Genomic DNA, 24326 nt, shown 5'->3' on the forward strand with positions numbered 1-24326 from the left:
CTTGGGGCAATCGTCAAGGGATCGTGGTACGCGCCAGGGCTGCACTCACGATATCGGGATCAAGGGGCATCAGTTGGGCGTGGCGCGTCCAGAGAATGGCGGTGTCGATCCGGCGGTCGGGGTAGATCTGGGCCAGAGCGGCGGCATATGCCCCCATCTGGCGCAAAATGCCATCGGGTGTCTGGTCCGGCGTGGCGGGCAGGGCGCGGTTGGATTTGTAATCTATGGCAAGGATGCGGGTGGGTTCCACGATCAACCGGTCAACTGTGCCAAGCATCGGTTGGCCGAGGAGGGTGGCGGTAATCTCTACCTCGGTCAGTGCGGTGGCGGTGAAAAGGGTGGGGTGAGCGGCGATGACGGCCAGCGCCTCGGCCAGCAGTTCGGCGCGTAGGGCGCTGTCGGGGATCAGCGCAGCGGCAAGTGCCGGGTGATCGGCGGGATCTGTGCCGGGCAGATGTTGCAGCAGCAGATGCAGCGCGGTGCCGCGTGCCTTGGCGGTTTCCTCATCCAGCCCCTCGCCCGGCAGGGCCTTGGCCCCGCCAAGGGCAGAGGGCGAAAGGGGTTGTGGGGGGCGGCCGACGGTGGCCGCTGGAACAGTTGCCCAAGCAGGCAGGTCAGGCAGCGGCGGCGTGACCGACGTTTGCGGGCGCGGATCGGGCCAGATGCCAAAGGCATGGCGCAGGCGGCCACCGGGCAGAGGTTCGGCCCCGGCGGCCTGCATCCCGTTGGCGACCATGCGATACCACGCCTGATCCTGATTTGCTTCGCCCGCGCCGCAGACGATCAGCCACGACCGTGCGCGCGTGAGTGCGACGTAAAGCAGGCGCAGGCGTTCTTCGCCGTCACGTTCTTTGCGGCGGGCGCGTGCGGCGGCGATGGCGGGCGGGCTTTCATCGGCGGGAGTGCGCCAGACGGGGGTGGAGTCGACCTCGACCACTTCATCCCGTTCGCGGGGGCTGATGTCGCAGGTATCGGGCAGGATCACGATCGGCGCTTCAAGGCCCTTTGCGCCATGCACCGTCATCACCCGGATGCGATGACCTTCGCTGTCCATCTGGCGTTTCACCTCGACCTCATCGGTCGAGAGCCAGACGAGGAAGCCTGTCAGGCTGGGCACATCGGTGCGTTCATAGGCCAGCGCCTGCGAGAGCAGTTCGTCAATCCCATCTTCGGCCTCTGGTCCCAAGCGTTGTAGCAGACGGCGGCGGCCATCGTGGCGGGTGAGCAGGCGTTCGATCAGATCATAGGGACGCAGGAAATCGGCCTGATCGCGGAGATCGTTCAAAAGCGAATATGTGTTCGTAAACTCTGCCTCGCGTTCGCGCAGGGCTTCCCAAAGATAGCCTTTGCGCGGCTGGGCGAGGGCGTAAAGCTCTGCTTCTGTCCAGCCGCAGAGGGGCGAGCGAAGGACGGCAGCAAGTGACAGATCATCTTCGGGTGTGGCGAGGAAGGCGAGCAGGGCCGAGATATCCTTGACCGCCAGTTCCGCGCCGAGCTTAAGCCGGTCCGCCCCGGCGATGGGCAGGTTGCGGGCTTTGCAGGCGCGGATGATTTCGGCAAACAGATCAGACCGGCGCTGCACGAGGATCAGGAAATCGCCCGCGTGAACGGGGCGGGACAATCCGTTGTCCGGAATGGCAACGCCGGAGCGGATCATCAGCGCAATCTCATCCGCGATTTGCGCTGCAAGGCGGGCGGCGTGATGTTCCTCGGTAATAAGGTCGACGGGATTGCGCCAGTCATCCTCATCCTTGCCTTCGGCTTTTTCGATCAGCGGCCAAAGGTCCACCCGGCCGGGCATCGCATCCCAGAAGGCGATATGGCTGGACCGCCCGCCCAGCGCGGCGGGGAAGCGGTCACCAAACGTGTCATCCACCACGCGCAGGATGGCGGGGGAGGAACGGAAGGAATGTTCCAGTTCCAGCGATTGAAAGCTGCGTTCCACCGCGCGGAAACGGGCGCCAAAGCTGTTCTGTTTTTCATCGAAGGCCGCAACGTCGGCGCCTTGGAAGGAATAGATCGACTGCTTCTTGTCGCCCACGACGAACAGGGTGCGATCCACATCCCGTGCGCCAGAGCCAGCGGTGAATTCGGCGGCGAGGCTTTCGATCACCCGCCATTGTTCGGGGCTGGTGTCCTGCGCCTCATCCACCAGAATATGATCGATCCCGCCATCCAGCCGGAACAGAACCCAGGCGGCGACGGCAGGATCTGTCAGAAGGGTTGAGGCGCGGGTGATCAGGTCATCGAAATCCAGCCAGCCACGCTGGGCCTTGCGCTGTTCATAAAGGGGAAGGAAGGCGGCAGCGAAGCGGTGCAGCGTGAGCGCGCGATCCATCGCATGCAGCGCGATACGGGTGCTGCGGGCGGATTCAACACGCCGCATAAGGTTTTCAAGGCGGTCCAGAAGTGGGCCAAGGGCGGCGCGGGTATCCTTTGTCGGGAAGGTGCCGATCTTGGCGGTGAAGGGTTCCTTGGCCTTTGGTCCGGAAAGAAACACATCCTCCAGTACGGAAAGTGTTGCAAGGCTGGGCATCGACAGGTTTAGGGGTCCAAGTTTTGCCGCCGCCTTCCCATCGTTGCCGCCTCTTGCGTGAAGCGCGGCGATGACCGCTGGCATCCATGCCGCCTCATCCCCCAGAAACACATCGGCCAGAAGCGTTTCAGCGCTTTCGCCCTGTTTCAGGCCGAACAGGCGGCGGGCATCTTCAGACGAAAGGGGGGTGGCGAATTTCGCGCGGTGGCCCGTGATCTGCTGGATCAGGGTTGCGAAATCTTCGCCCGTCCAGGCGCGGGCGACTTCGGCTATCACATCGGGGGCAAGGGTTTCGGCCAGTTCTTCGATGATGTCGTCGCGAAGCAGGCGGGCGGTGCGGTCATCCAGTTCCACGAATTGCGGGGATACCCCAGCCTCAAGCGGGAAGCGGCGCAGGAGGCTGGCGCAGAAGGAGTGGATGGTCTGGATGCGCAGACCGCCGGGCGTTTCGATGGCGCGGGCAAACAGACGGCGGGCCTGTGCCAGCGTGTCGGCATCCAGCCGCGCGCCTTCGCCCAGCTTGGCCAATTCCTCACGCAGGGCCGCGTCGGGTTTCATCGCCCATGTGCCGAGACGTTTGAAAAGGCGGTTCTGCATCTCGGTCGCTGCCGCCTTGGTATAGGTGAGGCAGAGGATGTGCTGCGGTTCCACCCCGCCCAAAAGCAGGCGGGCCACGCGGTTTGTCAGCACGCTGGTCTTGCCCGATCCGGCATTGGCGGACAGCCAGGTTGAGGCGGTCGGGCTTGCGGCCTGCACCTGCCGTTCAGAGGCGGCGTTGGTCATGGTTCCTCTCCCACGGATTCGGAATTGGGAGGGGCGGTGGTGTCCCATTCGCCATGGCGCGAAAGGTGGTCATAATCGCCCGTGAACCGTTCCTTCTGCACCGCGCGGCGGGCAGTATAGCCCGCCCCGTGGTGCGCGTAGTGGGCGATCAGGGCGTGCAGGCCTTCCCACACCTCGGCGGTGATCTGGGGGGTGATCTCTGTCTCTTCGACCTTGGGGTTGGTGCCAAGGCCGACATAGGTGATCTTCGCCACTTCGGACGCTTCCAGCCCTTTGAACGCATCGCGTTCGGCCATGGCGGCGGCGAGGAGGAGTTGTTTGTCGAATGCCTTTTGCATGGCCTGTGTCGGGGGGGTTCCCGTCTTGTAGTCGATGATGTGCAGCCGCCCATCTGGCAGCCGGTCGATCCGGTCCGGCGTGCCGGTGAGGCGGAAGTTCTGCGGAGTGAGGGTGACGCCACCCTTGCCTTCCAGCGCGACGGGGATGCCGCCATCGCGGCTGTCGACGGTCAGGAAGAAATCGGCGGCACGGGCGAGGCGGGCCAGCCAAAGCGCGCGGGCGGCAGGCCACGGCACCTGTTCGGCAAGGATACGGGTCGCGGTGTCCATCAGCCGTGCCTTGGCCTGAACGGGGGTTTCCGCAGACGGGCGATCTTTGACGAACGCCTCAAGGATCAGGTGCAGGATTTGCCCACGCAGGGCGGCATCCGGTTCATGCCGCAGCGGATCGAGCCGATGCAGGCGCAGGATGTAGCGGCAGTAGATGGCATAAGGATCGCGGATCAGCAGGCCGATGCGGGTAAGGGACAGCTCCTTTGGCCGGGCGGCAACGGGCGGCCGTGGCGAGGGGCGGCGCGCGGGCTTAAGCCGCGGGTCGGCCTGCATGGCGGGCGTCGGCTGTTCCAGTGCGGCGGTCAGGGCAAGCCAGTGGCGGCCCCGGTCGCGCATGGCGGCCAGCGCCTGCGGGCCGTGCTTTTCGGGCAGCCCCTCCATCAGGTTCATCAGGCGGTTGATCCAGCGGGACGGAACGGTTTCCGCCTCGGCATCCCGCAGGGCGCGCGTCAGCACCACGCGGGGGGCGGCCATGGCGATCTGGTAATCATGGGCAGACAGGCCCACCTGTCGTTCGGGCAGCAGCAGCCCCGCCTCCTTGCGCATCTTGCGGTTCAGCCAAGGGTCGGGTTCGGGCAGTCGCGGCCACGCGCCATCGTTCAGCCCGCCAAGGATGACAAGCTCTGCCCCCTGTTCGCGCGCCTCGCGCGGGCCAAGGATCAGCAGGCCGGGATGTGCGGTGATGGTTTCGCGGACCTCGCCCCGCGCGATGACGGCATCGAACAGGTCGCGGTATTCGGCGGGCGAAAGGATGCCGCCTGCATCAGCCTCTGTCGCAAGGGTGGCCATCAGCTTTAGCGCCTCTTCCCCTGCCTCTTTCTCCCACAGGGTGCCCGTGCCAACCGGGGCGCTGCCACGGGCGACGGCTTCGGTCAGGGCGCGGTGGGCTGTGACATGGTCGGCAAGGGGGGCGTCGGTGATGGTTGCGGCCGCATCGATGATACGGGCGATGGTGTGAATCCAGGGAAGCAGGCCATCATCCTCTTGCCCCTTTTCGCTGCGCTTTTTGGTGTGGACTTCGGCCCAGGCGATAAGGCCTGCGCCTGTCGGGTAGGCGGGGCCTTCGCGGCGAAGCTTCATCTCAAGAAGCTCTCGCGTGCGCTTGAGGTGCGGGCCACGATCTTCACCCGAGAACGACAAGGGGTGTTTCAGCAGGACAAGCAGCGCGTCGGAGGTGAGTTTCCGGCCCATGATCCCCGCGACATGGCGCAACAGGCGACCGGGGGCAGACAGGGCGAGCGGCCGACCTGCGGAATCGTCGGGGGTGATACCCCAACGGTCCAATGCAGCGGCGACACGGCGGGTGAGCATCCGGTCAGGCGTGATCAGCGCGGCGGCGGTGCCCTCTTCAGCTGCCTGCCGCAGGATCAGCGCGATGGCCAGCGCCTCGGCGCGGGGGGTTTGCGCCTCGATCAAGGTGAGGTCTTCGGTGGCCGCGGGCAGATCGGGCAAGGTGGCGCCCTCGGTCAGCCATTGATCGGTGACAGGCGCGGGGCGGAGCGAAAGGGAAATCAGCCGGTTTCGCGCCGGGGCGGGGGCCGGGGCCTCCATCCAAGGGCGGATGGCGGTGGGTGGGATATCCAGCCGTTCCATCAGGCGACGAAAGCGGAATTGCGGGTGATCTTCGCCCGTCATCGCATCGGTCAGCCGATCCCAGACCCAAGACGGCATGTCGTCATCATACCCCGGCAGCACCAGCGCCCCTTGCGGCAGGTTTGCGACCGCCTGCATCAGTGCCGCCGTGGTGCCCCGCGATCCGGTGGAACCAGCGACGATCACGGGGCCTTGTGGCGGTACGGCCTGCCAAAGCGCGGCGATACGGTCCACCGCCATGCGTTGGCGGGTTTCCATATCCGGCGCCTCGGCCCCCGAAAAGAAGGGGGCGACGATGGACAGGAAGGCGCGGGTGCGCGCCCAATGGGCGGAATGGTCGGATACATCCAGCGCGGCGATGGTTTCCGGGGCCACGGCTTCGCCCTGCATTTCATCCATCAGGGTGGCAAGGCTATCGGCCAGATCATAAAGCGCGGCACGGGGGGCAAGGTCGGGCTGGGCATCCAGCAGGCGTGCGATCAGTTGCGACAGTTCCAGACGGCGGCGCAGGGGCGACACGGCAGCGGCGATGCCGGGCAGAGCCATGCCTTCGGTCAGGTCTGTCAGCACATGCAGGCGGGGCAAGAAGCCGGGGCCGGTGGCGATGAACGCCTCACGCACCCGGCGGCGCATGCGGTTGGTGTTCAGATAAAGGGTGACGCCTGCCATCGCCTCGGGCGGGGAACCATCTAGACGGGCGCGCAGACCGGCGACCAATGCCGGGGCGAAATCCACGCCGGGGGGAAGGTGAAAGACGCGGGGGCCAGCATCGGGGAACATCATGGGGTAAACCCCAACAGGGATTCCGCCTGTGCGATGCCTTCGGGACGGCCCACATCGCACCAACCGCCATCATGGATCAGACCGAATAGTCGGTCTTCAGCGATCATCCGATCCCAAAGCAGGTTAAGCGAAAATATCTCTTCCGGGATGTCGGCAAGTGCGTCTGTCCGCAAAATCTGCGCGCCCAGATAGACCGCGCCCGCAGCGCCCTTGGCGCGGGTCAGGCGGCCATCGGCATCGATCAGGAAATCCCCGGTTCCGGTGTGGCCCGTGGCGCGGGCGGCGGGCAGAAGAAGGAGAAGGCCATCCATCCGCGCGCCATCCCATGCGGCGATCAGATTGGACAGGGGGTTGGCACCAGTCCACACCGCATCCGTGTTCAGCGTGAGAACAGGGCTGCTGCCCAAGAGGGGAAGCGCGGCCTTCAGCCCGCCGCCCGTTTCAAGGATCGCCGGGGTTTCGTGGGAAAGGGTAACACCGCGCGGAGCAAGGTGGGTGGCAATTTGGTCTGGCAGGTAATGGGTGTTGGCGACGATGCGGGTGATGCCGGCCTCATCGGCAAGCGCAAGCGCGTGGTCAATCAGCGGCCTGCCTGCGACGGGGATTAGCGGTTTCGGGCGAGTTGCGGTCAGCGCGCCCATGCGCGTGCCAAAACCCGCGGCGAACAGCATCAGCGGTGGGGGTGCAGGCCGCATTGCGCGCCGATCCTTTCCAGCGTGTCGGGGGTGGGTTCGGGCAGCAGATCGTGGCAGATCGCGGCCAGCGGGGCCAGAGCGGGATGGGCAAGGTTGCGCCAAAGCTGTTCCCAGACGCGGGGGATCAGGGGCAGGTAGCCCGGTTTGCCCCCCTTGAGGCAGAGGCGCGCGAAGATGCCGATGATGCGCAGGGCGCGCTGGGCGCCGAGCGTGGCATAGGATGGTGCAAATTCAGCAGGGTTTGTGCCGTTTTCGGCGCAGAAGCGGGCGATCATCGCGGCCTCTGTTTCCGCCGCCACGTCTCGGCGGGCGTCTTGCAGCAGCGAGACGAGGTCATATCCAGGCTGGCCCATCTGTGCGAGCTGGAAATCCAACAGCCCCACCCGTGCGACGCCCGCGCGTTCGGGCAGCCAGAGCAGGTTTTCCGCGTGGTAGTCGCGCAGGATCATCACGCGGGGGCCATCGGCATGGCGCTGGATCAGGTTTGCAAGAACAGTCACGAACATTGCCGGATCAGGGGATGCTCCTGTCGCTGCGAAGGCATACCAGTCCAGCGCAAAGGAGGCCGCCGCTGCCCAATCCTGCGCCGAAAGATCGGGCAGTTTGGGCGGCGCGTCATGGCGATGCAGATGGATCAGAACATCGGTCGCTGCGGCATATAACGGGGCTTCCAGCGCGGGATCTGCGGCAATGAGGCGGGCGAAAAGCCCGTCGCCCAGATCTTCGATCAGCAGGAAGCCATGTTCGTAATCCTCGGCCAGGATCGCGGGAGGTGACAGGCCGAGACGGGCAAGATGGCGCGCGATGGCGGTGAAGGTGGCGGGATCGTCACCCTTGCCCGGCGGTGCATCCATCAAGACGGCGGTACCCCCGCCCAGCGTCAACCTGTCATAGCTGCGGTCTGACGCATCTCCGGCCAGAAAGCGCCGTTCTGCCGCGCCCCATCCGGCGCGGGCAAGAAACATCTCTGACAAGGCGCGACGGTCTGTCATTTGCCAGATGCCAGCAAGGCCGCCAGCAGGCTGGGACGCCCGCCGGAAAGATGCGCCATCCTGCCATCGTCCCGTGCAGTCAGGCGCAGGCGCAGCGCATCGTGGGGAATATGGGACCCCAACCGATCAGGCCATTCCACAAGGCAGATCGCTGTGGCGAAGGCGTCTTCCAGACCAAGCTCCAACACCTCATCCGGGTGGGACAGGCGATAAAGATCGGCGTGCCAGATTTCCACGCCGTCGGCATCATAGGTTTGCACGAGGGTGAAGCTGGGCGAGGGAACATCCTCCATCCGGCCCAGCCGCGCGCGGATCAGAGCACGGGCGAGGTGGGATTTCCCGGCCCCGATCGGCCCTTCCAGCAGGACGGTGTCCCCCGCCATCAGCAACCCGGCCAGCCGTTCGCCCAATGCGGCGGTGGCATCCTCATCGGCAAGGAAGAGTGTTGGTTCAACGGGGGGCGCGGCGGTCATGGCGGCAGTTTTACCGCCCTGCCCGACCACCGCAAGCAGAACGCTCAGGCGCCGACGCGGGTGGCTGTCAACGCGCGGGGGGCCGACTCGGCCAGCACCGGGCAGAAGCCCACCAGCGTGGCGCCATCCGACAAGGGGACAAAGCGGCAGGCGATCAGCCGCCCATCCAGCAAACGCGCCTCGGCCCGCCAAGGGGCGCGGTCATCGAGGCGGGCGGAAAATTCCTCGGCCTCGGTCCAGAGGGTGGAAGGGGCCGACAGGGCGCGCCATTGCGCGGCCATCCGTGCGAAGCCCATCGGGGCAAGCTGTTCGCCTGGATCATGGCCCCAAAGCGCCGCATAGGCCGTATTCGACATCACAAGCTGGCCGGTTGAGGCGAAAACGGCGATCCCTTCTTCCAACGTGTCGACGACGCGCTGGCACAGTTCCAGATCGGCGCGGTAGCGGCGGCTGCGGATGATTTCGGTCGATATGTCGTCGATCATAAGCGCCAGCCCGCCATTCAGGTGCCGCCGCCCGGTGATACGGTAGGTCTGCCCGCCGGGCAGGGCCCAGGTATCCTCGAACTGGCCGCTGGCGGCGGCGCGTTCCATATCGGCAAGCTGGTGGCGCCAGCCTTTCCAATCCTTGGGTTCCGGGATCATGTTTCGGTCGCGCATCCCGTCGAGCATGGCGATCAGGGATGGTCGGCGCGACAGGAATTCGGGGGATAGACCGGTCAGGTCGGCCAAGGCCGGGTTGAAACTTTGCAGATGCCGGCTGTGATCAAAGACGGCCAATCCGGTGGGAAGCTGGGCAAAGGTCTTGGCCATCGCCTGCACCATGTCGCGCAGGCTGGATTCGGCGCGGACCAGATCATCGACAGGCCGGGCATGGCCGATGTCTGACCGGATCACGATGTCAAACCACTGTGCGTTGTCACAGGTATCCAGGCTGATGCGGCCTTCCACCAGTGCAAGAGCCTTGCGATCGTCGCCTCTTAACAGTGCCTTGTAGGCGGCGTTGGACCAGACGATATTGCCCGCGGCATCCGTGTGCCAGAGCGGCATCGAAAGCTGTTCTGCGGCCCGGGCGGCGTAATGCGAAGACACCGCCTCTGCCTGCGATGCAGGGCGGGGGATGATGGAAAAAACCACAACGCTCAGCGCTGCGCCCAGCACGGCAAGAGCCAGGAATTCCAGCCAGATCAAGGGTATCACGGGGTGTCCGCCAGATTGGTGCGACTCAACCCTTGCGCGAGTAACCTTAACAATTGGTTAATGCGGCGGTGGGCCAGCAAGGCGGCGGACCGCGCCATTCCTTCCCGGCGTCAGGCTTCGAAGCGCCGGTTATCGCCCAGTTGGGTTGTTTCCGGGGCCACCAGATCGGTGGCTTTCCAGACCAGTTCCACAATCGCGCCGCAGCGTTCGGGGCGTTCATCCGGGGTCAGAAACGGATCCGACGCATTGGCAAAGGACAGTTCCGCCCCGGTCCTTTCCAGCAGGGTTTTTGCGATGAACAGGCCAAGACCCATGCCTTCGTATTCCGGCCGACGGTGAAGATCCTGCGCAGATCGGCGGGACCGTACAAAGGGATCACCGATCCGTCCGATCACCTGCGAGGGATAGCCTTCGCCATCATCCACGATGCGGATGGTGACGCTGCGATCCGTCCATTCCCCATCCACCCAGACGGTGCTGCGGGCAAAATCCACCGCGTTCTGGATCAGGTTACGCAGGCCGTGGATCACCTCGGGGCGGCGCAGGATGGTGGGCTGGCGTTCGTTGCCGCCCGCACCCGGCAACAGGGTGAATTCGACATGCTTGCCCCTGCCGATATGCGGCTCGGCCGCTTCGCGCAGGACAGAGCCGAGCGGGGCCTGCCGCAGGTGCAGGTCATCCTTTCCGGCGCGGCCCATCCCACGCAGGATATCGCGGCAGCGGTCGGCCTGATCGCGGATCAGTTTTGCATCTTCCAGAAGCTGGGGATGATCCTTCAACTCTTCCATCATCTCGGTGCTGACCAGCTTGATCGTGGCCAGCGGCGTGCCCAGTTCATGCGCCGCAGCCGCCACAACGCCGCCAAGATCGGTCAGCTTTTGTTCGCGGGCCAGCGCCATCTGTGTGGCCAGCAGCGCATCCGACATGGAGCGGATTTCCGTCGCGATACGCCGGGAATAAAGGCCAAGGAAAACGATGCCGATGACGATGGCCAGCCAGTAGCCGAATTCAAAGACCAGCGGCACAGCCAACCTTTGCCCATCGGCAAAGAACAGGGGCACATTGACGAAGGCGATGACAGAGGTGAACAGGATCGCCAGCGCACCCAGCAGGATTGTCGTCCGCAGTTCCAGCGCCGAAGCGGAAATGGTGACGGGCGCAAGGATCAGCAGGGCAAAGGGGTTGGTCAGCCCGCCAGTCAGGTAAAGCAGGAAGGACAGCTGCGACAGATCGAACAGCAGAGTCAGCATCGCCTCGAATTCCGAAAGACGCTTGTTTTCGGGATAGACGAAGCTGGAAATCAGGTTGGCGATGATCGACGCGCCCACCGCCATGTAGCAAAGGCCGAGCGGCAGCTGGATGCCATATACCCGGTCGGCGACGGTGATGGCGGCAAGCTGTCCGGTGATCGCCATCCAGCGCAGCAGGATCAGCGTCCGAAGTCGGACCCAATCGCTGCGCGTGTCGCGGGAAAGAAGGCCAAAGCCCGAATCCATCATCTTGGGAAAAGCGTCCTGCGTGACCAAGTTTCGCATTGTTAAGCGCCGAACCATCCGCGATCAATGACGCCGCGAAAGAGAGGGTTTTTGACATGAGCAAACTTTATGCAGGTCTGGCCGCTGCCGCTGTTGTGGGCATGGTGGGTGGGCTGTTTGCCTATGGGCAGTTGGCAAAACCGGACGACCAGTTCGCTCAATGCCGTGGCGGTGTGGTGGGCGGGGATATTGGTGGACCGTTCACCCTGCAGAATGCGGCAGGGGCCACGGTGACCGAAAAGGATGTGATCACCAAGCCAAGCCTTGTGTATTTCGGCTATACATTTTGTCCTGATGTCTGCCCGCTGGACAATGCCCGCAATGCCGAGGCGATTGATATTCTGGAAGAGCGCGGCTTTGACGTGAACCCGGTTTTCATTACTGTCGATCCGGCGCGCGACACGCCCGAAGTGGTGGGAGATTTCGCCGCAAACCTGCATCCAAAGATGATCGGGCTGACCGGAACGGAAGAACAGGTCAAGGCGGCATCGCAAGCCTATAAGACCTTTTATCGCAAGCAGGATGGCGATGATCCGGATTATTATCTGGTGGACCATTCCACCTTTACCTATCTGGTCCTGCCTGAAACCGGGTTTGTCGATTTCTTCAAGCGGGATGAGACGGCCGAACAGATCGCCGATCGGACGGCGTGTTTTCTGTCGCAATGAGGGCTGATAAATTTGACCATACCCCGTAAGCCGCCTACTTGTTAGGCAAGAACATAACGAAGGGGAACCCGATGGCTGACGACCTGATTGCCGATCTTGGCGCGGACCGGACGCTGCTGCTTGTCGATGATGACGAACCCTTTGTGAAACGGCTGGCAAAGGCGATGGAAAAACGCGGGTTTCTGCCGGAAACGGCGGAAAGCGTGGCCGCAGGGCGGGCAATCGCCATGGCGCGGCCCCCGGCCTATGCCGTGGTGGACCTGCGGCTGGAGGATGGCAACGGTCTGGACGTGGTGGAAACCCTGCGCGAGCGTCGGCCGGATTGCCGGATTGTGGTGCTGACGGGGTATGGTGCGATTGCCACGGCAGTGGCCGCGGTGAAGATCGGGGCCACGGATTACCTGTCAAAACCCGCAGATGCCAATGATGTGATGAATGCCCTTTTGTCGCGGACAGAAACCCTTCCGGGGCCGCCGGAAAACCCGATGTCGGCGGATCGCGTGCGCTGGGAACATATCCAGCGGGTCTATGAAATGTGCGACAGAAACGTATCCGAAACCGCGCGTCGGTTAAGTATGCATCGCCGCACCTTGCAGCGCATTCTGGCGAAAAGAAGCCCAAAATAATCGGGTTATTGAATTAGTTCGGCTTATTCCGTAAAAGGGCTGCAATCCCGGCTTATGGAGAATGCAGGAATGAGCGTCGACCTTAATTCAATGTCGCTGAAAGAACTGAAAGACCTTCAGGGTCAGGTAGCCAAGGCGATTGCAAACTTTGAAGATCGCAAGAAGAAAGCGGCTCTTGCCGAACTCGAAGAAAAGGCCCGCGCGATGGGCTTTTCGCTGGCCGAATTGACTGGCACCGCAGCGCCGCGCAAACGCGCACCCGCAACGGCAAAATACGCCAATCCTGCCAATGCGTCGGATACTTGGTCGGGCCGTGGCCGAAAGCCGCGTTGGTTTGCCGAAGCACTGGCCAAGGGCAAGAAGCCCGAGGATATGTCGATCTGATCAGGCGGCGGATTCGAGCCATTTGACAAAGGCCCGCGTGGCCGCGCGTTGCGGCCCCGGGGCCGTGACGATGAAATAAGCGGGAAGCTGATCCTGGCTGTCATGCAGCAGGATCAGCCGCCCCTCTTCCAGATCATCCTCCATCAACGCGAGGCTTTCGACCACCAGCCCCAGCCCCTGCCGGGCGGCGGCGAGGGACAATTCTTCATTCACGAAATCCGTGCGGCTGAGCGTTTCGGGGTTCAGGCCCAGACTTTTGATGTAATTTTCCTGTTCCGGCCAATCGCGGGCGAGGATCCATTCCATATCCTGCATTTCCGCGATGCTGAGCGCGGTGCGCCCGTGCAGAACATCGGGCGCGGCAGCCACGGCCATCCGCGCCGGGGCGAGAAAGCGCGATGAAACGCCCGGCCAATCCCCGGTGCCATAGCGGATGCCCAGATCCATGCCATCGCGCCTTAAATCCAGCACGCGCGCATCGGGATGCAGCGACAGGGCGATGTCGGGGTGATGGTCCCAGAAATCCTTGAGCCGGGGCATCAGCCATTGGGTGGCAAAGCTGGCGGTCAGGGTGATGCGGACCGGGCGATCCGACCCGCCAGCCTTGAGCGCCGCCACCCCTGTGGCAATGGTGCCGAACCCATCTGAAAGCGCCTGAGCAAGCTGCTGGCCTTCGGCGGTGAGCGCCATGCCGCGTCCGTCACGGGCGACGAGGGGGGTATCAAGCAATCCTTCCAGCGCGCGCACCTGTTGGGCCACGGCGGCATGGGTCACGTTCAGGGCGCGGGCGGCCTGCGAGAACCCGCCAAGTTCTGCCACCGCCGCAAAAGCGCGGAGCGACGAGAGCGGAGGAAGGCTGCGCCAATCGGTTGCCATATGGTAGCTGGACTTACATATTTGAAAGTTTTCTGACTCGGAAACATCAGCAGAAAAGGCTAGAAAAGCCAAGTCCAAGCCAAGGAAAGGGACAGAAAATGTTACAGATATTCGCCGAAGCGCTGTTGCTGGCCACGGGTCAGCGGTTGGATGGGCAGACGAACCAGAAGCGCCGCCCTGCCCCGCATGATGGCACACGGGGTGCAGAACGCCCCGGCCCGTTCACACCGCCCAATCAGCTGGGTGGTTGAATCGTGCAGGCTGCCAGCAAATGTTCATGTCGTGATACATAGTCCGCCCGCACCAACGCGGGCGGGCGCAATCTGATTTCCAGACCGCGCAGGATCAGCGCATCGGGTTTGCCGAAGAAACGATCCGCCTCTGCCGTGGAAAAACCGGCGATATGCACCGCCTCCATCCATGCAGAGATTTTGTCGGCGGATTTGATCGCCTTCTTGATGGCCACCGGCAGAATGATGGGCAGGCCAAAGCGCAGATGCACCGCCGCCGTCAACCGTTCATCCAGCGCACCATAAGCCGGGCCAACTGCCGCCTTCACCGGGCTGATCATATCGCCGATCACATATTCCGGCGCGTCATGCAGCAGCGCGGCCAATTGCCACCGCGCCGCGATACCCGGATTGGTTCGGGTAAAGATCTGTTCCACCAGCAGCGAATGTTCGGCCACCGAATAGGGCCAATCCCCCCGCGTTTGCCCGTTCCAGCGGGCAACGAAGGCAAGGCCGTGGGCGATATCCTCGATCTCGATATCGACAGGGGTCGGATCGAGCAGGTCCAGCCGCCGTCCGGACAGCATGCGTTGCCAGGCGCGGGGTTGTTTCACCGGCTGTTTCATGGATGGGCGGCCCCCCGCATTGAAATCAAGCTTAACCACCGTTCCATTGTCGTAGACGGTTCTGCGTGCTATCTCGCGCCCCAAATGAAGGTTCAAGGAGCAACGGCACATGCCGCAGGATTACATCGTCAAGGATATCGCTCTGGCCGAGTTCGGCCGCAAGGAGCTTACCATCGCAGAAACCGAAATGCCGGGCCTGATGGCCTGCCGCGAAGAGTTCGGCCCGTCGCAGCCGCTTAAGGGCGCGCGGATCGTGGGTTCGCTGCACATGACGATTCAGACGGCTGTTCTGATCGAAACGCTGACGGCGCTGGGCGCGGATGTGCGCTGGGCTTCGTGCAACATCTTCTCAACCCAGGATCACGCGGCGGCGGCCATCGCTGCAGGCGGCACGCCGGTATTTGCGGTGAAGGGCCAGACCCTGACCGAACATTGGGATTATCTGGACAAATCCTTCATGTTCCCCGAGGGCGCGAACATGATCCTGGACGATGGCGGTGACGCCACGCTGTATGTTCTGCTGGGCGCACGCGCCGAAGCGGGCGAGGATATCCTGCCTGTCCCGCAGTCTGAGGAAGAAGAAGTCATCAAGCTGCAAATCCACAAGCGGATGAAGGAAAGCCCCGGCTGGTTCACCAAGACCAAGGCCGCGATCAAGGGCGTGTCGGAAGAAACGACGACGGGCGTGCATCGCCTGTATGAACTGCACAAGAACGGCGCGCTGCCCTTCCCGGCGATCAACGTGAACGATTCCGTGACCAAGTCGAAGTTCGACAACAAGTATGGCTGCAAGGAATCGCTGGTCGACGGTATCCGCCGCGCGACCGATACGATGATGGCCGGCAAAGTCGCCGTGGTCTGTGGCTATGGCGATGTGGGCAAGGGTTCCGCTGCATCGCTGCGCGGCGCAGGCGCACGCGTGAAGGTGACCGAAGTTGATCCGATCTGTGCGCTTCAGGCCGCGATGGACGGGTATGAGGTGACGCTTCTGGAAGACGAAGTCGCCACCGCCGACATCTTCATCACCACCACCGGCAACAAGGACGTGATCCGCATCGAGCATATCCGCGAGATGAAGGATATGGCGATCGTCGGCAATATCGGCCACTTCGACAACGAGATTCAGGTTGCCGCCCTGCGCAACCACAAGTGGACCAACATCAAGGAACAGGTGGACATGATCGAGATGCCGTCAGGCAATCGCATCATCCTGCTGTCCGAAGGTCGCCTGCTGAACCTTGGCAACGCCACGGGCCACCCGTCCTTTGTGATGTCTGCATCCTTTACCAATCAGGTGCTGGCGCAGATCGAACTGTGGACCAAGGGCCAGGATTATACGCCGGGCGTCTATATCCTGCCCAAGGCGTTGGATGAAAAAGTGGCGCGCCTGCATCTGAAAAAGATCGGCGTGAAGCTGACCGAGCTGAAGCCCGATCAGGCCGCCTATATTGGCGTAAAGGCCGAAGGCCCGTTCAAGCCGGATCATTACCGCTACTGATCGATCCGCCGATCCCTGATCGCAAGGATAACCCCGCCTGCCACCCGGCTGGCGGGGTTTTCAATTCTGGGCCAACCGTGTGGACAACGCCGCGCGATTGACGCCTTCGATCAGGGCAATGGCCGCGCCGGGCTGCGCGGTGCCGCGAATTTCGACTACGGCGCGGGGATGCAGGGCAATGGTCAGATCCAGCGGTGCCATGGCGGTGCGCTGTGCCGCACCAACCTGCCCTTGCGGCGCGCGGTTGAACACGGTCAGCCCGCCAAGATCAAAGGTTTCCACCGTGTCGCCCAGCTGGGTGGCATTCGTCACCTCGGCGCGCAGGGCATCGGCCCAGCTGGCCGGGGCCTCTGTGGTGCCAAGCGTTTCGCCCGCGCTCCGGAACTGCAGGCGAAGCGAAAGCATCTGCCCTTCCGGCCCCAGATACAGCGCGCGGGTTCGCGTTGCCGACAGGAGGCGCTGTTCCGCATCCGGGCTGTCATAGACCCGAACGAACTCTGCCAGATCGCCATAGCCGGGATGCGCATTGATGGGTTGGTCAGGTGCAGGCCAACGGGTGGCAAGCTGGGCCAGAGCATCAGGCTGCTGCGCATCTGCGGTGGTCACGCGAAGCCAACTCGCCGGGGCTTCGGGCAGATAGGCAATCGGGTCACCTTCGGTTTCGCCGGCCAACCTCGTACCAAACAGGCTGTCCACCAGCCCGGCGAGAGCCGTTTTCGGCCCGCCTTGCGCAACGTCAGCCGACAGATTGGCCACAACGCCGTCGCCGCTCGGAACGGGGGCGGTCAGCCCAAGCCGTGCCGTGATGATCGGCGCAGCAAAGATCAGTGCGCCCAGGGTCAGCAGGCCTGCGACACCAAACTTGATCCCCCGCCCACCCTTGCGCCGGGGTTTGCCGGGAAGTTGCCAATCTGATCTAGGGCCATGCTCCGGAACCGGGTCAAAGGTGACACCGCGCGACTGTTGAATCCGTTTCACCCGCGCTTCGAAATCATCCTTGGACGTCATGCCCTGCCCCCGTTCACCATCGTTAAGGCCAGGCTGACACCCAAATCCGGCAACCGCAGGGTGAAAAGTCGAAGATTTGTCGGCAGTGGCCCCGATAACGATGCAGAAAATCTGTTGCAGCGTTGTTTTTCGTCCTTAACGATATGCCCCAAGGCGGACAGGAAATCGCCGAACCTCAGGGAGAGATCGAAGACCATGAGCAAAAGAGCCGAACTGATCGCGAAATATGCCGAGGATCTAAAGACCAAATGCAAGATGACGCCCGACATGGCGCTTCTGGAAAAGGTCACCATTGGCTGCGGCCCCGCCATCTATAGCGCAGACAGCGAAACCGTTGCCGGGTCTGATGCAACCGAGCTTGAGACGGTGAAGAAAAACTTTCTGATGAAAAAGCTGGGCTTGCCGGATTCGCCCAAGCTGATGGAAGCGATCAACGCAGTGATCGAAACCTATGGCCGGTCCGAGCGGAACAAGTATCGCCCGGTCGTCTATTACATGCTGGTCAAGCATTTCGGGAAGGAAAAGGTCTACGGCTGATGCCGTAAGGGCCGTAAAGCGCCACCTGCCCGAACCATCGGGCGGGTGGCTTTGAATAAAATGCCGGACGCTTCGGATTTGGCGAATCGGCGGCGCTGTGGCAGTTTTTGCCTTGGGCAGTAGGTCCGGAACCCTTTTTCAGGTCACGTGCGGTGCTAGGGGAGCGCGTGGGGTGGATGGAGGGTTCCGTAGGGGTGCGGGGCCCTCCATTTCCAGCGTCATTCAGACAAGCCGCCCATGCTGCAGATGATGCGCCATTCCGCCTCTGTCACCGGCTGCACCGAGAGGCGGGTATTGTTCACCAGAACCATGCTTTCCAACCCTGGCTGCACTTTGCAGGTATCCAGGTTGACGGGATTTGGCAGCGCCTGAACGGCCTTGACCATCACGCAATCCCAGCGGGGATCGTCGGTCGTGCTGTCGGGCGCGCTTTCGCGGATCACCTCGACGATGCCCACAATCTCTTTCCCGATGTTGGAATGGTAGAAGAACCCCAGATCGCCCACCTTCATCGCCCGCATGTTGTTGCGGGCCTGATAGTTGCGGACGCCGGTCCATTCCTCACCGGCGTCTCCTTTGGCCAATTGGTGCGGCCAACCAAAGACATCGGGCTCTGATTTGAACAGCCAATAGGCCATCAGCCGATCACCTTCTTCCATTCGCGGATATCGACCGATTGGAACAGCCCCGCCTTGGCATAGGGGTCATTCGCCGCCCAATCCCGGGCCTGATCCAGCGTGTCGACCGAAAGGATCACCAGCGAGCCCGCCATTTCACCGGTTTCCGTCAGGAACGGACCCGCCATTTCAACGATGCCAGAGGATTGGATATGGTCCAGATGGGCCGGGCGGTTTTCTTGGCGGATGTGCAGGTGGCCGGGCTTGTCGATGCAGATCAACGCAACGCGCATGGGTCATTCCTTTTTCAGCGGTCTGGAAAGCAGGGTCTGGATGGCAAGGGAAAGGTCAACCCTCCCGTCGATCAGGGCGGCGACCATGGTGGTGATCGGCAGGTCAATATTGCGAATTTGGGCAAGGTTAGAGACTGCTTTCGCCGTGGCGGCACCTTCGACCGTGATGCCGGGATCGATGGGGTTGCCCCCGCCAAGCCCCTGACCGAACCGAAAGTTGCGCGACTGGGCCGAAGTGCAGGTCAGCACCAGATCACCGAAGCCTGACAGGCCAGACAGCGTTTCCGCCTTTGCCCCCAACATCAGGGCAAGGCGGACCATCTCGGCATAGCCGCGCGTCATCAGGGCGGCGCGGGCGCTGTCGCCAAGGCCTGCGCCGATGACCACCCCAGCCGCGATGGCAATGACATTCTTCAACGCACCCCCCAGCTCGGCCCCGATGACATCATCGCTGCGATAGAGCCGCAGCACGGGCGTGGCGAGCAGGTGCTGCAACGCCTCGCCCACCCGGTGATCAGAACAGGCAAGCGTCAGGGCCGTGGGCAGGCCGCGGGCAATATCGGCGGCAAAACTGGGCCCGGTCAGCACGGCTATGGGGGAGCGTGGGCATTCGGCCCGGATGATTTGCGACGGGCCGGTCAGGGTGGACAGGTCGATCCCCTTGCAGCAGGCGACAAGCGGGATGCCGTCCAACGTGGCCTGATGGGCGGAAAGAAAAGCCCGCAAGGATTGCATGGGAAGGGAAAGCAGAACTGCATCCGCGCCAGACAGATCAGACATTTTGGCAGTAATAGTGACGTTTTCTGGCAGATCAACGCCCGGCAGGCGGGCGGCATTGCGCCGCGTCGCGGCCATGGCCGCCACCTGTTCCGCATCGCGCGCCCAGAGTGTGACCGCCTGCCCATTCCGCGCCAAAGCGACGGCGAGCGCAGTACCAAAGGCGCCCGCGCCTATGACTGCGATCATGCCTTAGCCCCCTTCTTGCCCGATCCGATCATCGGCGCCGCGCGGGGATCCAGCGGCCAGCGGGGGCGGGCGGTCAGATCTGCCGCCTCGCCCAATCCGGCGCGAAAGCGTTCGATCCCTGCCCAGGCGATCATGGCGGCATTGTCGGTGCAAAGGCGCAGCGGGGGTGCGATGAAACCCACCTGAAGATCCGTACAAACAGTCTCTAACATAGCCCGAATACGGGTATTCGCTGCCACACCCCCCGCCACGGCAAGTGCCGGATGGGCGGGTGCGGAGTCCAGATACACCGCCAGCGCGCGGCGGGTTTTCTCGGCCAGCACCGCCGCCACTGCCGCCTGAAACCCGGCGCAAAGGTCGCGCCGATCTTGCACAGTGATCCCGCCCTTTTCCGCCACCAGGGCATCCCGCGCCCGCAGGAGCGCGGTTTTCAGCCCAGAAAAGCTCAGATCACACCCCGGCCGGTCCAGCAACGGGCGGGGAAAGGGGAAACGGGCAGGATCGCCAAGCGCCGCCTCGGCCTCGACCGCCGGACCGCCGGGCTGGGGCAAGCCCAGCAGCTTGGCCGTTTTGTCGAACGCCTCGCCCGGGGCATCGTCGATAGTGCCACCCAGCCGCTGAAAGCGATCGACATCTTCCACAATCAGGAACTGGCAATGCCCACCCGAAACCAGCAGCATCAGATAGGGAAAGGCCAATCCGTCAGTCAGCCGGGGCGTGAGCGCGTGGCCGGCCAGATGGTTGACGCCCAGCAAGGGCTTGCCCGACCCGGCGGCGATCCCTTTGGCCAGCATGACGCCGGACAGAACGCCACCAATTAGACCGGGACCAGAGGTCACTGCGATGCCATCCAGATCGGAAAGGGCCACACCCGCCTGTGCCAGAGCCTGATCAACACAGCCATCCAGCCGTTCGGCATGCGCGCGCGCGGCGATTTCCGGCACGACTCCGCCAAAGGCCGCGTGCAGCGCCGTCTGTCCCTGCACCACCGAGGCCATCACCTCGGGCGGGGCGCCGTCGCGATGGCGCACCACAGCGGCGGCGCTGTCGTCGCAGCTTGATTCGATGCCAAGGAAGGTGAGCGTTGCCATATCCGTTGCCCGCAGGGTTCAAGCCGGGGTAACACCCTGCGCATGGCCCCGCAACACCACGCCCATCCCGTTCTGCTGACCCGCCCCGCCCCGCAGGCGGAGCGGTTCGCTGCACAGATGGCCCTTCGCTTTGGCGCGGCGCTGCAACCGATCATCAGCCCGCTGATGGTGCCCGAGTTTTTGAGCCCCGAATGGCCCGATCTGCCCTATTCGACCCTGATCCTGACATCCGAAACCGGGGCAGAGGCTGCGGCGCGGCTGCGTGACCTTGGGCGCGCGATGCCGGAAAAGGCGATCTGTGTGGGGGACCGGACGGCAGAGATTGCCGGCAGTTTGGGTTTTGATGCCCGGTCCGCCAAAGGCGATGCCGAGGCCTTGATCGCGCTGATCCTCGAATCCGGTGATCCGGGCCCTTTCCTGCACCTGCGTGGGCGTGAGGCGCGGGGCGATATCGCGCCGCGACTGGCAGCAAAGGGCCGCCCCGCCCAAGCGGCCGTCGTCTATGCTCAGGGGGCGCAGCCATTGACGACAGAGGCAAAAACCCTGCTGTCGGGGCATGAACCCGTGATCATTCCGCTGTTTTCACCGCGCAGCGCGGCGTTATTGGCGGATTTCGGCCCATTTGCCGCGCCGTTGCTGTTGGCGGCCATCAGCCCGGCTGCGGCTGAAAAAGCCGCAATACTGGGCCCGGAACGGCTCGTGGTTGCAGACAGCCCGAATGCGGTGGGCGTGTTGGCGGCAATTGCCATGTTGATAGCTGATCCCGGTTCTTGAACCTGCAACCTTCCGGGGATTAGGGTAAGTTCAACACCCGCCCCATTCGGCGGACGGAAGGAGCCGACCATGGCCAAAGGCAAGACCGACGAATCCCCCTCGGCGGAGGGCAACGATCTGATGGCCGTGGTAGAGGCGACCGATCCTTCATTGATGGCGCCGCCCGAACCACCCCCGGCAGAGGTGGCACCGGACAAGATGACAGAGGCACCCGTTGCCCCACCGCCGCCCCCTGCCCCCGCAGGTCGCAGCGGGGCCGGGGCGTTCCTTGGCATGGTTCTGGGTGGTGTTCTTGCGGCTGGCGCGGGTTTCGGGCTGGCGCGGTTCATGCCGGATATGCTGCCGATCGGGGGTGATGATGCCCTCTCGGCCACCGTCGCCGCACAGGCAGATGAAATCGCCGCCCTGCGCGCCGAGCTTGCGGCCCAGCCCGCCCCCGACCCCCAGATTGACGCGCGCCTTTCGGCGCTGGAGGCGGCACCCGCCGACGGCGCAGGGCTTGATGATCGTCTTGCCGCGCTGGAGGCAGAGATTGCCGATCTACGGGCACGGCCAGCCACTGGAGGAGCGGCAGCTTCGCCCGAGATGCTGGCCGAGCTTGCGGCGCTGAAGGAACAGGTCGCGGCGCTGGGCTCTGGTGGGAGCGTGCCTGCCGATGTGATCGCCGCCGCTGATGCCGCCGAAGCCCGGTTGAAGGCTGCGGAGGCAAGCGCCACAGCCATGGCCGAACAGGCAGAGGCCGCCGCCGCCGCTGCCCGCCGTGGGGCCGCGCTGGACCGGGTTACCGCTGCGCTGGACAGTGGCGCGCCCTATGCCTCGGCCCTGCCGGAACTGGGCGGGGCGGATTTGCCGCCGGTTCTGTTGGACAATGCGGCGGTGGGCTTGCCCACCGTGGCCGATCTTGCCGAAAGCTTTCCCGAAGCCGCGCGCACGGCGCTTGAGGCGGCGCTGCGTGCCAATATGGGGGAAAGCTGGACCGACCGGGTGTCCAGCTTCCTGCGCAGCCAGACCGGCCTGCGGTCGCTGACCCCGCGCGAAGGCAATGATCCCGATGCCGTGTTGTCGCGGGCAGAGGCGGCGCTGGCGCAGGGGCGGGTGGCCGATGCGATCACCGAACTGGCCGCGATGCCGGAAGCGGGCAAACCGGCGTTGGCCGATTGGTTGGCGCAGGCGCAGACGCGCGTGGATGCCGAGGCGGCCGTTGCCGCCTTGGCCGCGAACTGACGGGGGCGCGGGATGATCTGGTCGCTCGCCAAGGTTTTGCTGTTTCTGCTGATCGTCGCCACGCTGACGATGGGCGCGGGCATCCTGATGGATACCGGGGGTGGTATCCGCATCAACGTGGCCAATTACGAATTCACCCTTGGCCCTTTGCAGGCGCTGATCACCTTTCTGGTGATGGTGGTATTGGTCTGGCTGTTGATGCGGCTGGTCGGGCTTCTGGTGGCCGTGCTGCGCTTTCTGAACGGGGACGAAACGGCGATCAGCCGCTATTTCGACCGCAACCGCGAACGCAAAGGGTATCATGCGCTGTCCGAGGGACTTCTCGCGCTGGCTGCGGGTGAGGGGCGTCTAGCGCTGAACCGGGCAATCAAGGCCGAAAAGTATCTGGCTGATCCGCATCTGACCACGCTGTTGGTGGCACAAGCGGCCGAGGCGGCAGGCGATACCCGCCGCGCGACCGAGGCGTATAAGGAACTGCTGTCATCAGATACCACGCGCTTCGTCGCGATCCGGGGCCTGCTGAAGCAGAAGCTGGCCGAAGGTGACGTCGAAACTGCGCAGAAGCTGGCGGCCAAAGCGCTTGAACTCAAGCCACGGCATCTGGAAACGCAGGACATCCTTCTGAAGTTGCAGGCCGAAAGCCGTGATTGGAAAGGCGCGCGGTCCACGCTTGGGGCAAAGCTCAAGGCGGGTACATTGCCCCGCGATGTCTATCGCCGCCGCGATGCGGTGCTTGCCCTGCAACAGGCGCAGGGCGTGCTGGCCGAAGGCGCCAGCATCGAGGCGCGCGAAGCCGCGATCGAGGCGAACCGCCAGTCACCCGATCTGATCCCCGCTGCTGCCATGGCCGCCCGCGCGCTGGCCGATAAGGGCGACAAGAAGGGGGCAACGCGGGTTCTGAAAAAGGCTTGGGATGCCAAGCCGCATCCCGATCTGGCCGCAGCCTTTGCCGATATCGAACCGGCCGAGACGCCCGCGCAGAGGCTGAAACGTTTTCGCACGCTGGTGGCCAACCACCCCCAGCATGAAGAAACCCGCCTTCTGATGGCGGAACTGAACATCGCCGCCGAGGATTTCCCCGAGGCGCGGCGCACGCTGGGCGATATCGTCGACACCCATCCCACACAGCGCGCGCTGGCGATCATGGCGGCCATCGAACGGGGCGAAGGCGCGGATGAGGCGGTGGTGCGCGGCTGGTTGGCGCGCGCCGTCACTGCGCCGCGCGGGCCGCAATGGTGCTGCGACAAATGCCAGGCGGTGCACGCGATGTGGGATCCGATCTGCGACAATTGCGGCGGGTTTGACACCCTGTCCTGGCGCGAACCGCCCGAACGCAGCGGACCATCCGCCACCGGGGCCGAGCTTTTGCCGTTGATGGTATCGCCCCCGAAGCCCACGCCAGAGCCAGAGGTGGAAACGCCCGAGCCACCCGCCCCCGCAGCGCCGCAAGCGCCGGAAGTTATCGATCTGGAGGCGATCGTCCGCCGCGGCGGCTGATGCCGAGGCGGGGCCAAGTGCCCCGCTTCATCCTGAAAATGATACAGTTCAGGGCGCAATTCGCCCCTGCTACAGGCACCTTTTTGCATCATCACGGCCCTGTCAGCGCGTCAATGCCCGTATGCGGTCTGACCGCCTAAACTGTCAGCAAACAAGGATTTTTTGGTCCGATGAAAAGCCTTTAATCATCGTTAAGAGGTCCAAGTTTTGC

24 protein-coding genes are annotated in these 24326 nt (G+C 63.7%); 9 read left to right on the top strand and 15 right to left on the bottom strand.

The window, feature by feature from the left end; genetic code table 11:
* Nucleotides 1-13: 13 nt before the first annotated feature.
* From addA to RSE12_01760, 7 genes are all read right to left on the bottom strand, one after another.
* A complete protein-coding gene (addA, locus tag RSE12_01730) occupies nucleotides 14-3319 on the bottom strand; it encodes a double-strand break repair helicase AddA (GenBank protein ID WRH63079.1) in 3306 nt (1101 codons plus the stop codon).
* Nucleotides 3316-6303, bottom strand: a complete 2988-nt coding sequence (gene addB / locus RSE12_01735) for a double-strand break repair protein AddB (GenBank protein WRH64714.1) — start codon at nucleotides 6301-6303, stop codon at nucleotides 3316-3318. Before addB ends, addA begins: the two co-directional genes overlap by 4 nt.
* A complete protein-coding gene (locus tag RSE12_01740; protein ID WRH63080.1) occupies nucleotides 6303-7001 on the bottom strand; it encodes a nucleotidyltransferase family protein in 699 nt (232 codons plus the stop codon). The genes addB and RSE12_01740 overlap by 1 nt, the downstream gene beginning before the upstream one ends.
* Complete coding sequence (locus tag RSE12_01745; protein WRH63081.1) at nucleotides 6977-7993, bottom strand: phosphotransferase; 1017 nt, start codon at nucleotides 7991-7993, stop codon at nucleotides 6977-6979. The genes RSE12_01740 and RSE12_01745 overlap by 25 nt, the downstream gene beginning before the upstream one ends.
* On the bottom strand, nucleotides 7990-8466 hold the full coding sequence (tsaE, locus tag RSE12_01750) for a tRNA (adenosine(37)-N6)-threonylcarbamoyltransferase complex ATPase subunit type 1 TsaE (protein ID WRH63082.1): 477 nt from the start codon (nucleotides 8464-8466) through the stop codon (nucleotides 7990-7992). The genes RSE12_01745 and tsaE overlap by 4 nt, the downstream gene beginning before the upstream one ends.
* Before the next feature lie 44 nt (nucleotides 8467-8510).
* Nucleotides 8511-9665: a PAS-domain containing protein gene (locus RSE12_01755; GenBank protein ID WRH63083.1), complete on the bottom strand. Its 1155-nt coding sequence runs from the start codon at nucleotides 9663-9665 to the stop codon at nucleotides 8511-8513.
* Nucleotides 9666-9775: 110 nt separating this feature from the next.
* Nucleotides 9776-11164 carry an ActS/PrrB/RegB family redox-sensitive histidine kinase gene (locus RSE12_01760; protein WRH63084.1) on the bottom strand — a complete coding sequence of 463 codons (1389 nt, stop codon included), beginning with the start codon at nucleotides 11162-11164 and terminating at the stop codon, nucleotides 9776-9778.
* Nucleotides 11165-11256: 92 nt separating this feature from the next.
* On the opposite strand from RSE12_01760, the gene RSE12_01765 reads away from it, so the two are divergent.
* From RSE12_01765 to RSE12_01775, 3 genes are all read left to right on the top strand, one after another.
* Complete coding sequence (locus tag RSE12_01765) at nucleotides 11257-11868, top strand: SCO family protein (protein ID WRH63085.1); 612 nt, start codon at nucleotides 11257-11259, stop codon at nucleotides 11866-11868.
* Between the two features lie 71 nt (nucleotides 11869-11939).
* Nucleotides 11940-12494, top strand: a complete 555-nt coding sequence (locus RSE12_01770; protein WRH63086.1) for an ActR/PrrA/RegA family redox response regulator transcription factor — start codon at nucleotides 11940-11942, stop codon at nucleotides 12492-12494.
* Nucleotides 12495-12563: 69 nt separating this feature from the next.
* Nucleotides 12564-12878, top strand: coding sequence for an H-NS histone family protein (locus tag RSE12_01775; protein WRH63087.1), 315 nt, complete (start codon nucleotides 12564-12566; stop codon nucleotides 12876-12878).
* Here the strand turns inward: RSE12_01775 and RSE12_01780 are convergent, their stop codons facing one another.
* Nucleotides 12879-13754: a LysR family transcriptional regulator gene (locus RSE12_01780; GenBank protein WRH63088.1), complete on the bottom strand. Its 876-nt coding sequence runs from the start codon at nucleotides 13752-13754 to the stop codon at nucleotides 12879-12881.
* A 98-nt stretch (nucleotides 13755-13852) separates the two neighbouring features.
* Between RSE12_01780 and RSE12_01785 the strand changes: the two genes are divergently transcribed.
* On the top strand, nucleotides 13853-14005 hold the full coding sequence (locus tag RSE12_01785; GenBank protein WRH63089.1) for a hypothetical protein: 153 nt from the start codon (nucleotides 13853-13855) through the stop codon (nucleotides 14003-14005).
* Here RSE12_01785 and RSE12_01790 read toward each other — a convergent pair.
* A complete protein-coding gene (locus tag RSE12_01790; GenBank protein WRH63090.1) occupies nucleotides 13990-14610 on the bottom strand; it encodes an HD family hydrolase in 621 nt (206 codons plus the stop codon). The two genes, RSE12_01785 and RSE12_01790, sit on opposite strands and share 16 nt — an antisense overlap.
* 109 nt (nucleotides 14611-14719) lie before the next feature.
* Between RSE12_01790 and ahcY the strand changes: the two genes are divergently transcribed.
* The gene (ahcY, locus tag RSE12_01795; protein WRH63091.1) at nucleotides 14720-16108 is read left to right on the top strand and encodes an adenosylhomocysteinase; all 1389 of its coding nucleotides are present in this window, start codon (nucleotides 14720-14722) and stop codon (nucleotides 16106-16108) included.
* 60 nt (nucleotides 16109-16168) lie between these two features.
* Here the strand turns inward: ahcY and RSE12_01800 are convergent, their stop codons facing one another.
* On the bottom strand, nucleotides 16169-17116 hold the full coding sequence (locus RSE12_01800) for a hypothetical protein (protein ID WRH63092.1): 948 nt from the start codon (nucleotides 17114-17116) through the stop codon (nucleotides 16169-16171).
* Nucleotides 17113-17313 (bottom strand): hypothetical protein, encoded by a 201-nt coding sequence (locus RSE12_01805; GenBank protein WRH63093.1) that lies wholly within the window; start codon nucleotides 17311-17313, stop codon nucleotides 17113-17115. The genes RSE12_01800 and RSE12_01805 overlap by 4 nt, the downstream gene beginning before the upstream one ends.
* Between RSE12_01805 and RSE12_01810 the strand changes: the two genes are divergently transcribed.
* Nucleotides 17312-17653: a DUF2853 family protein gene (locus RSE12_01810; protein ID WRH63094.1), complete on the top strand. Its 342-nt coding sequence runs from the start codon at nucleotides 17312-17314 to the stop codon at nucleotides 17651-17653. The genes RSE12_01805 and RSE12_01810 overlap by 2 nt on opposite strands.
* A 218-nt stretch (nucleotides 17654-17871) precedes the next feature.
* On the opposite strand, the gene RSE12_01815 is transcribed toward RSE12_01810, so the two are convergent.
* Genes RSE12_01815 through tsaD form a run of 4 tightly spaced genes read right to left on the bottom strand, consistent with a single transcriptional unit; the run spans nucleotide 17872 to nucleotide 20620 of the window.
* Nucleotides 17872-18291, bottom strand: coding sequence for an EVE domain-containing protein (locus RSE12_01815; protein WRH63095.1), 420 nt, complete (start codon nucleotides 18289-18291; stop codon nucleotides 17872-17874).
* Nucleotides 18291-18563 carry a YciI family protein gene (locus RSE12_01820; protein ID WRH63096.1) on the bottom strand — a complete coding sequence of 91 codons (273 nt, stop codon included), beginning with the start codon at nucleotides 18561-18563 and terminating at the stop codon, nucleotides 18291-18293. Before RSE12_01820 ends, RSE12_01815 begins: the two co-directional genes overlap by 1 nt.
* A 3-nt stretch (nucleotides 18564-18566) precedes the next feature.
* Entirely contained in the window at nucleotides 18567-19529 is a 963-nt protein-coding gene (locus RSE12_01825) for an NAD(P)H-dependent glycerol-3-phosphate dehydrogenase (protein ID WRH63097.1), read from the bottom strand.
* Nucleotides 19526-20620, bottom strand: coding sequence for a tRNA (adenosine(37)-N6)-threonylcarbamoyltransferase complex transferase subunit TsaD (gene tsaD, locus RSE12_01830; protein ID WRH63098.1), 1095 nt, complete (start codon nucleotides 20618-20620; stop codon nucleotides 19526-19528). The genes RSE12_01825 and tsaD overlap by 4 nt, the downstream gene beginning before the upstream one ends.
* 42 nt (nucleotides 20621-20662) lie before the next feature.
* Here tsaD and RSE12_01835 point away from each other — a divergent pair, with 42 nt between their 5' ends.
* The 3 genes from RSE12_01835 to RSE12_01845 all read left to right on the top strand — a co-directional run bounded on the left by RSE12_01835 (nucleotide 20663) and on the right by RSE12_01845 (nucleotide 24115).
* Nucleotides 20663-21394 carry a uroporphyrinogen-III synthase gene (locus tag RSE12_01835; GenBank protein ID WRH63099.1) on the top strand — a complete coding sequence of 244 codons (732 nt, stop codon included), beginning with the start codon at nucleotides 20663-20665 and terminating at the stop codon, nucleotides 21392-21394.
* A gap of 69 nt (nucleotides 21395-21463) precedes the next feature.
* Nucleotides 21464-22618, top strand: coding sequence for a hypothetical protein (locus RSE12_01840; GenBank protein WRH63100.1), 1155 nt, complete (start codon nucleotides 21464-21466; stop codon nucleotides 22616-22618).
* 12 nt (nucleotides 22619-22630) lie between these two features.
* Entirely contained in the window at nucleotides 22631-24115 is a 1485-nt protein-coding gene (locus RSE12_01845) for a heme biosynthesis HemY N-terminal domain-containing protein (GenBank protein ID WRH63101.1), read from the top strand.
* Nucleotides 24116-24326 lie beyond the last annotated feature (211 nt).

The organism is Fuscovulum sp., from assembly GCA_035192965.1.
Taxonomy (GTDB): domain Bacteria; phylum Pseudomonadota; class Alphaproteobacteria; order Rhodobacterales; family Rhodobacteraceae; genus Paragemmobacter.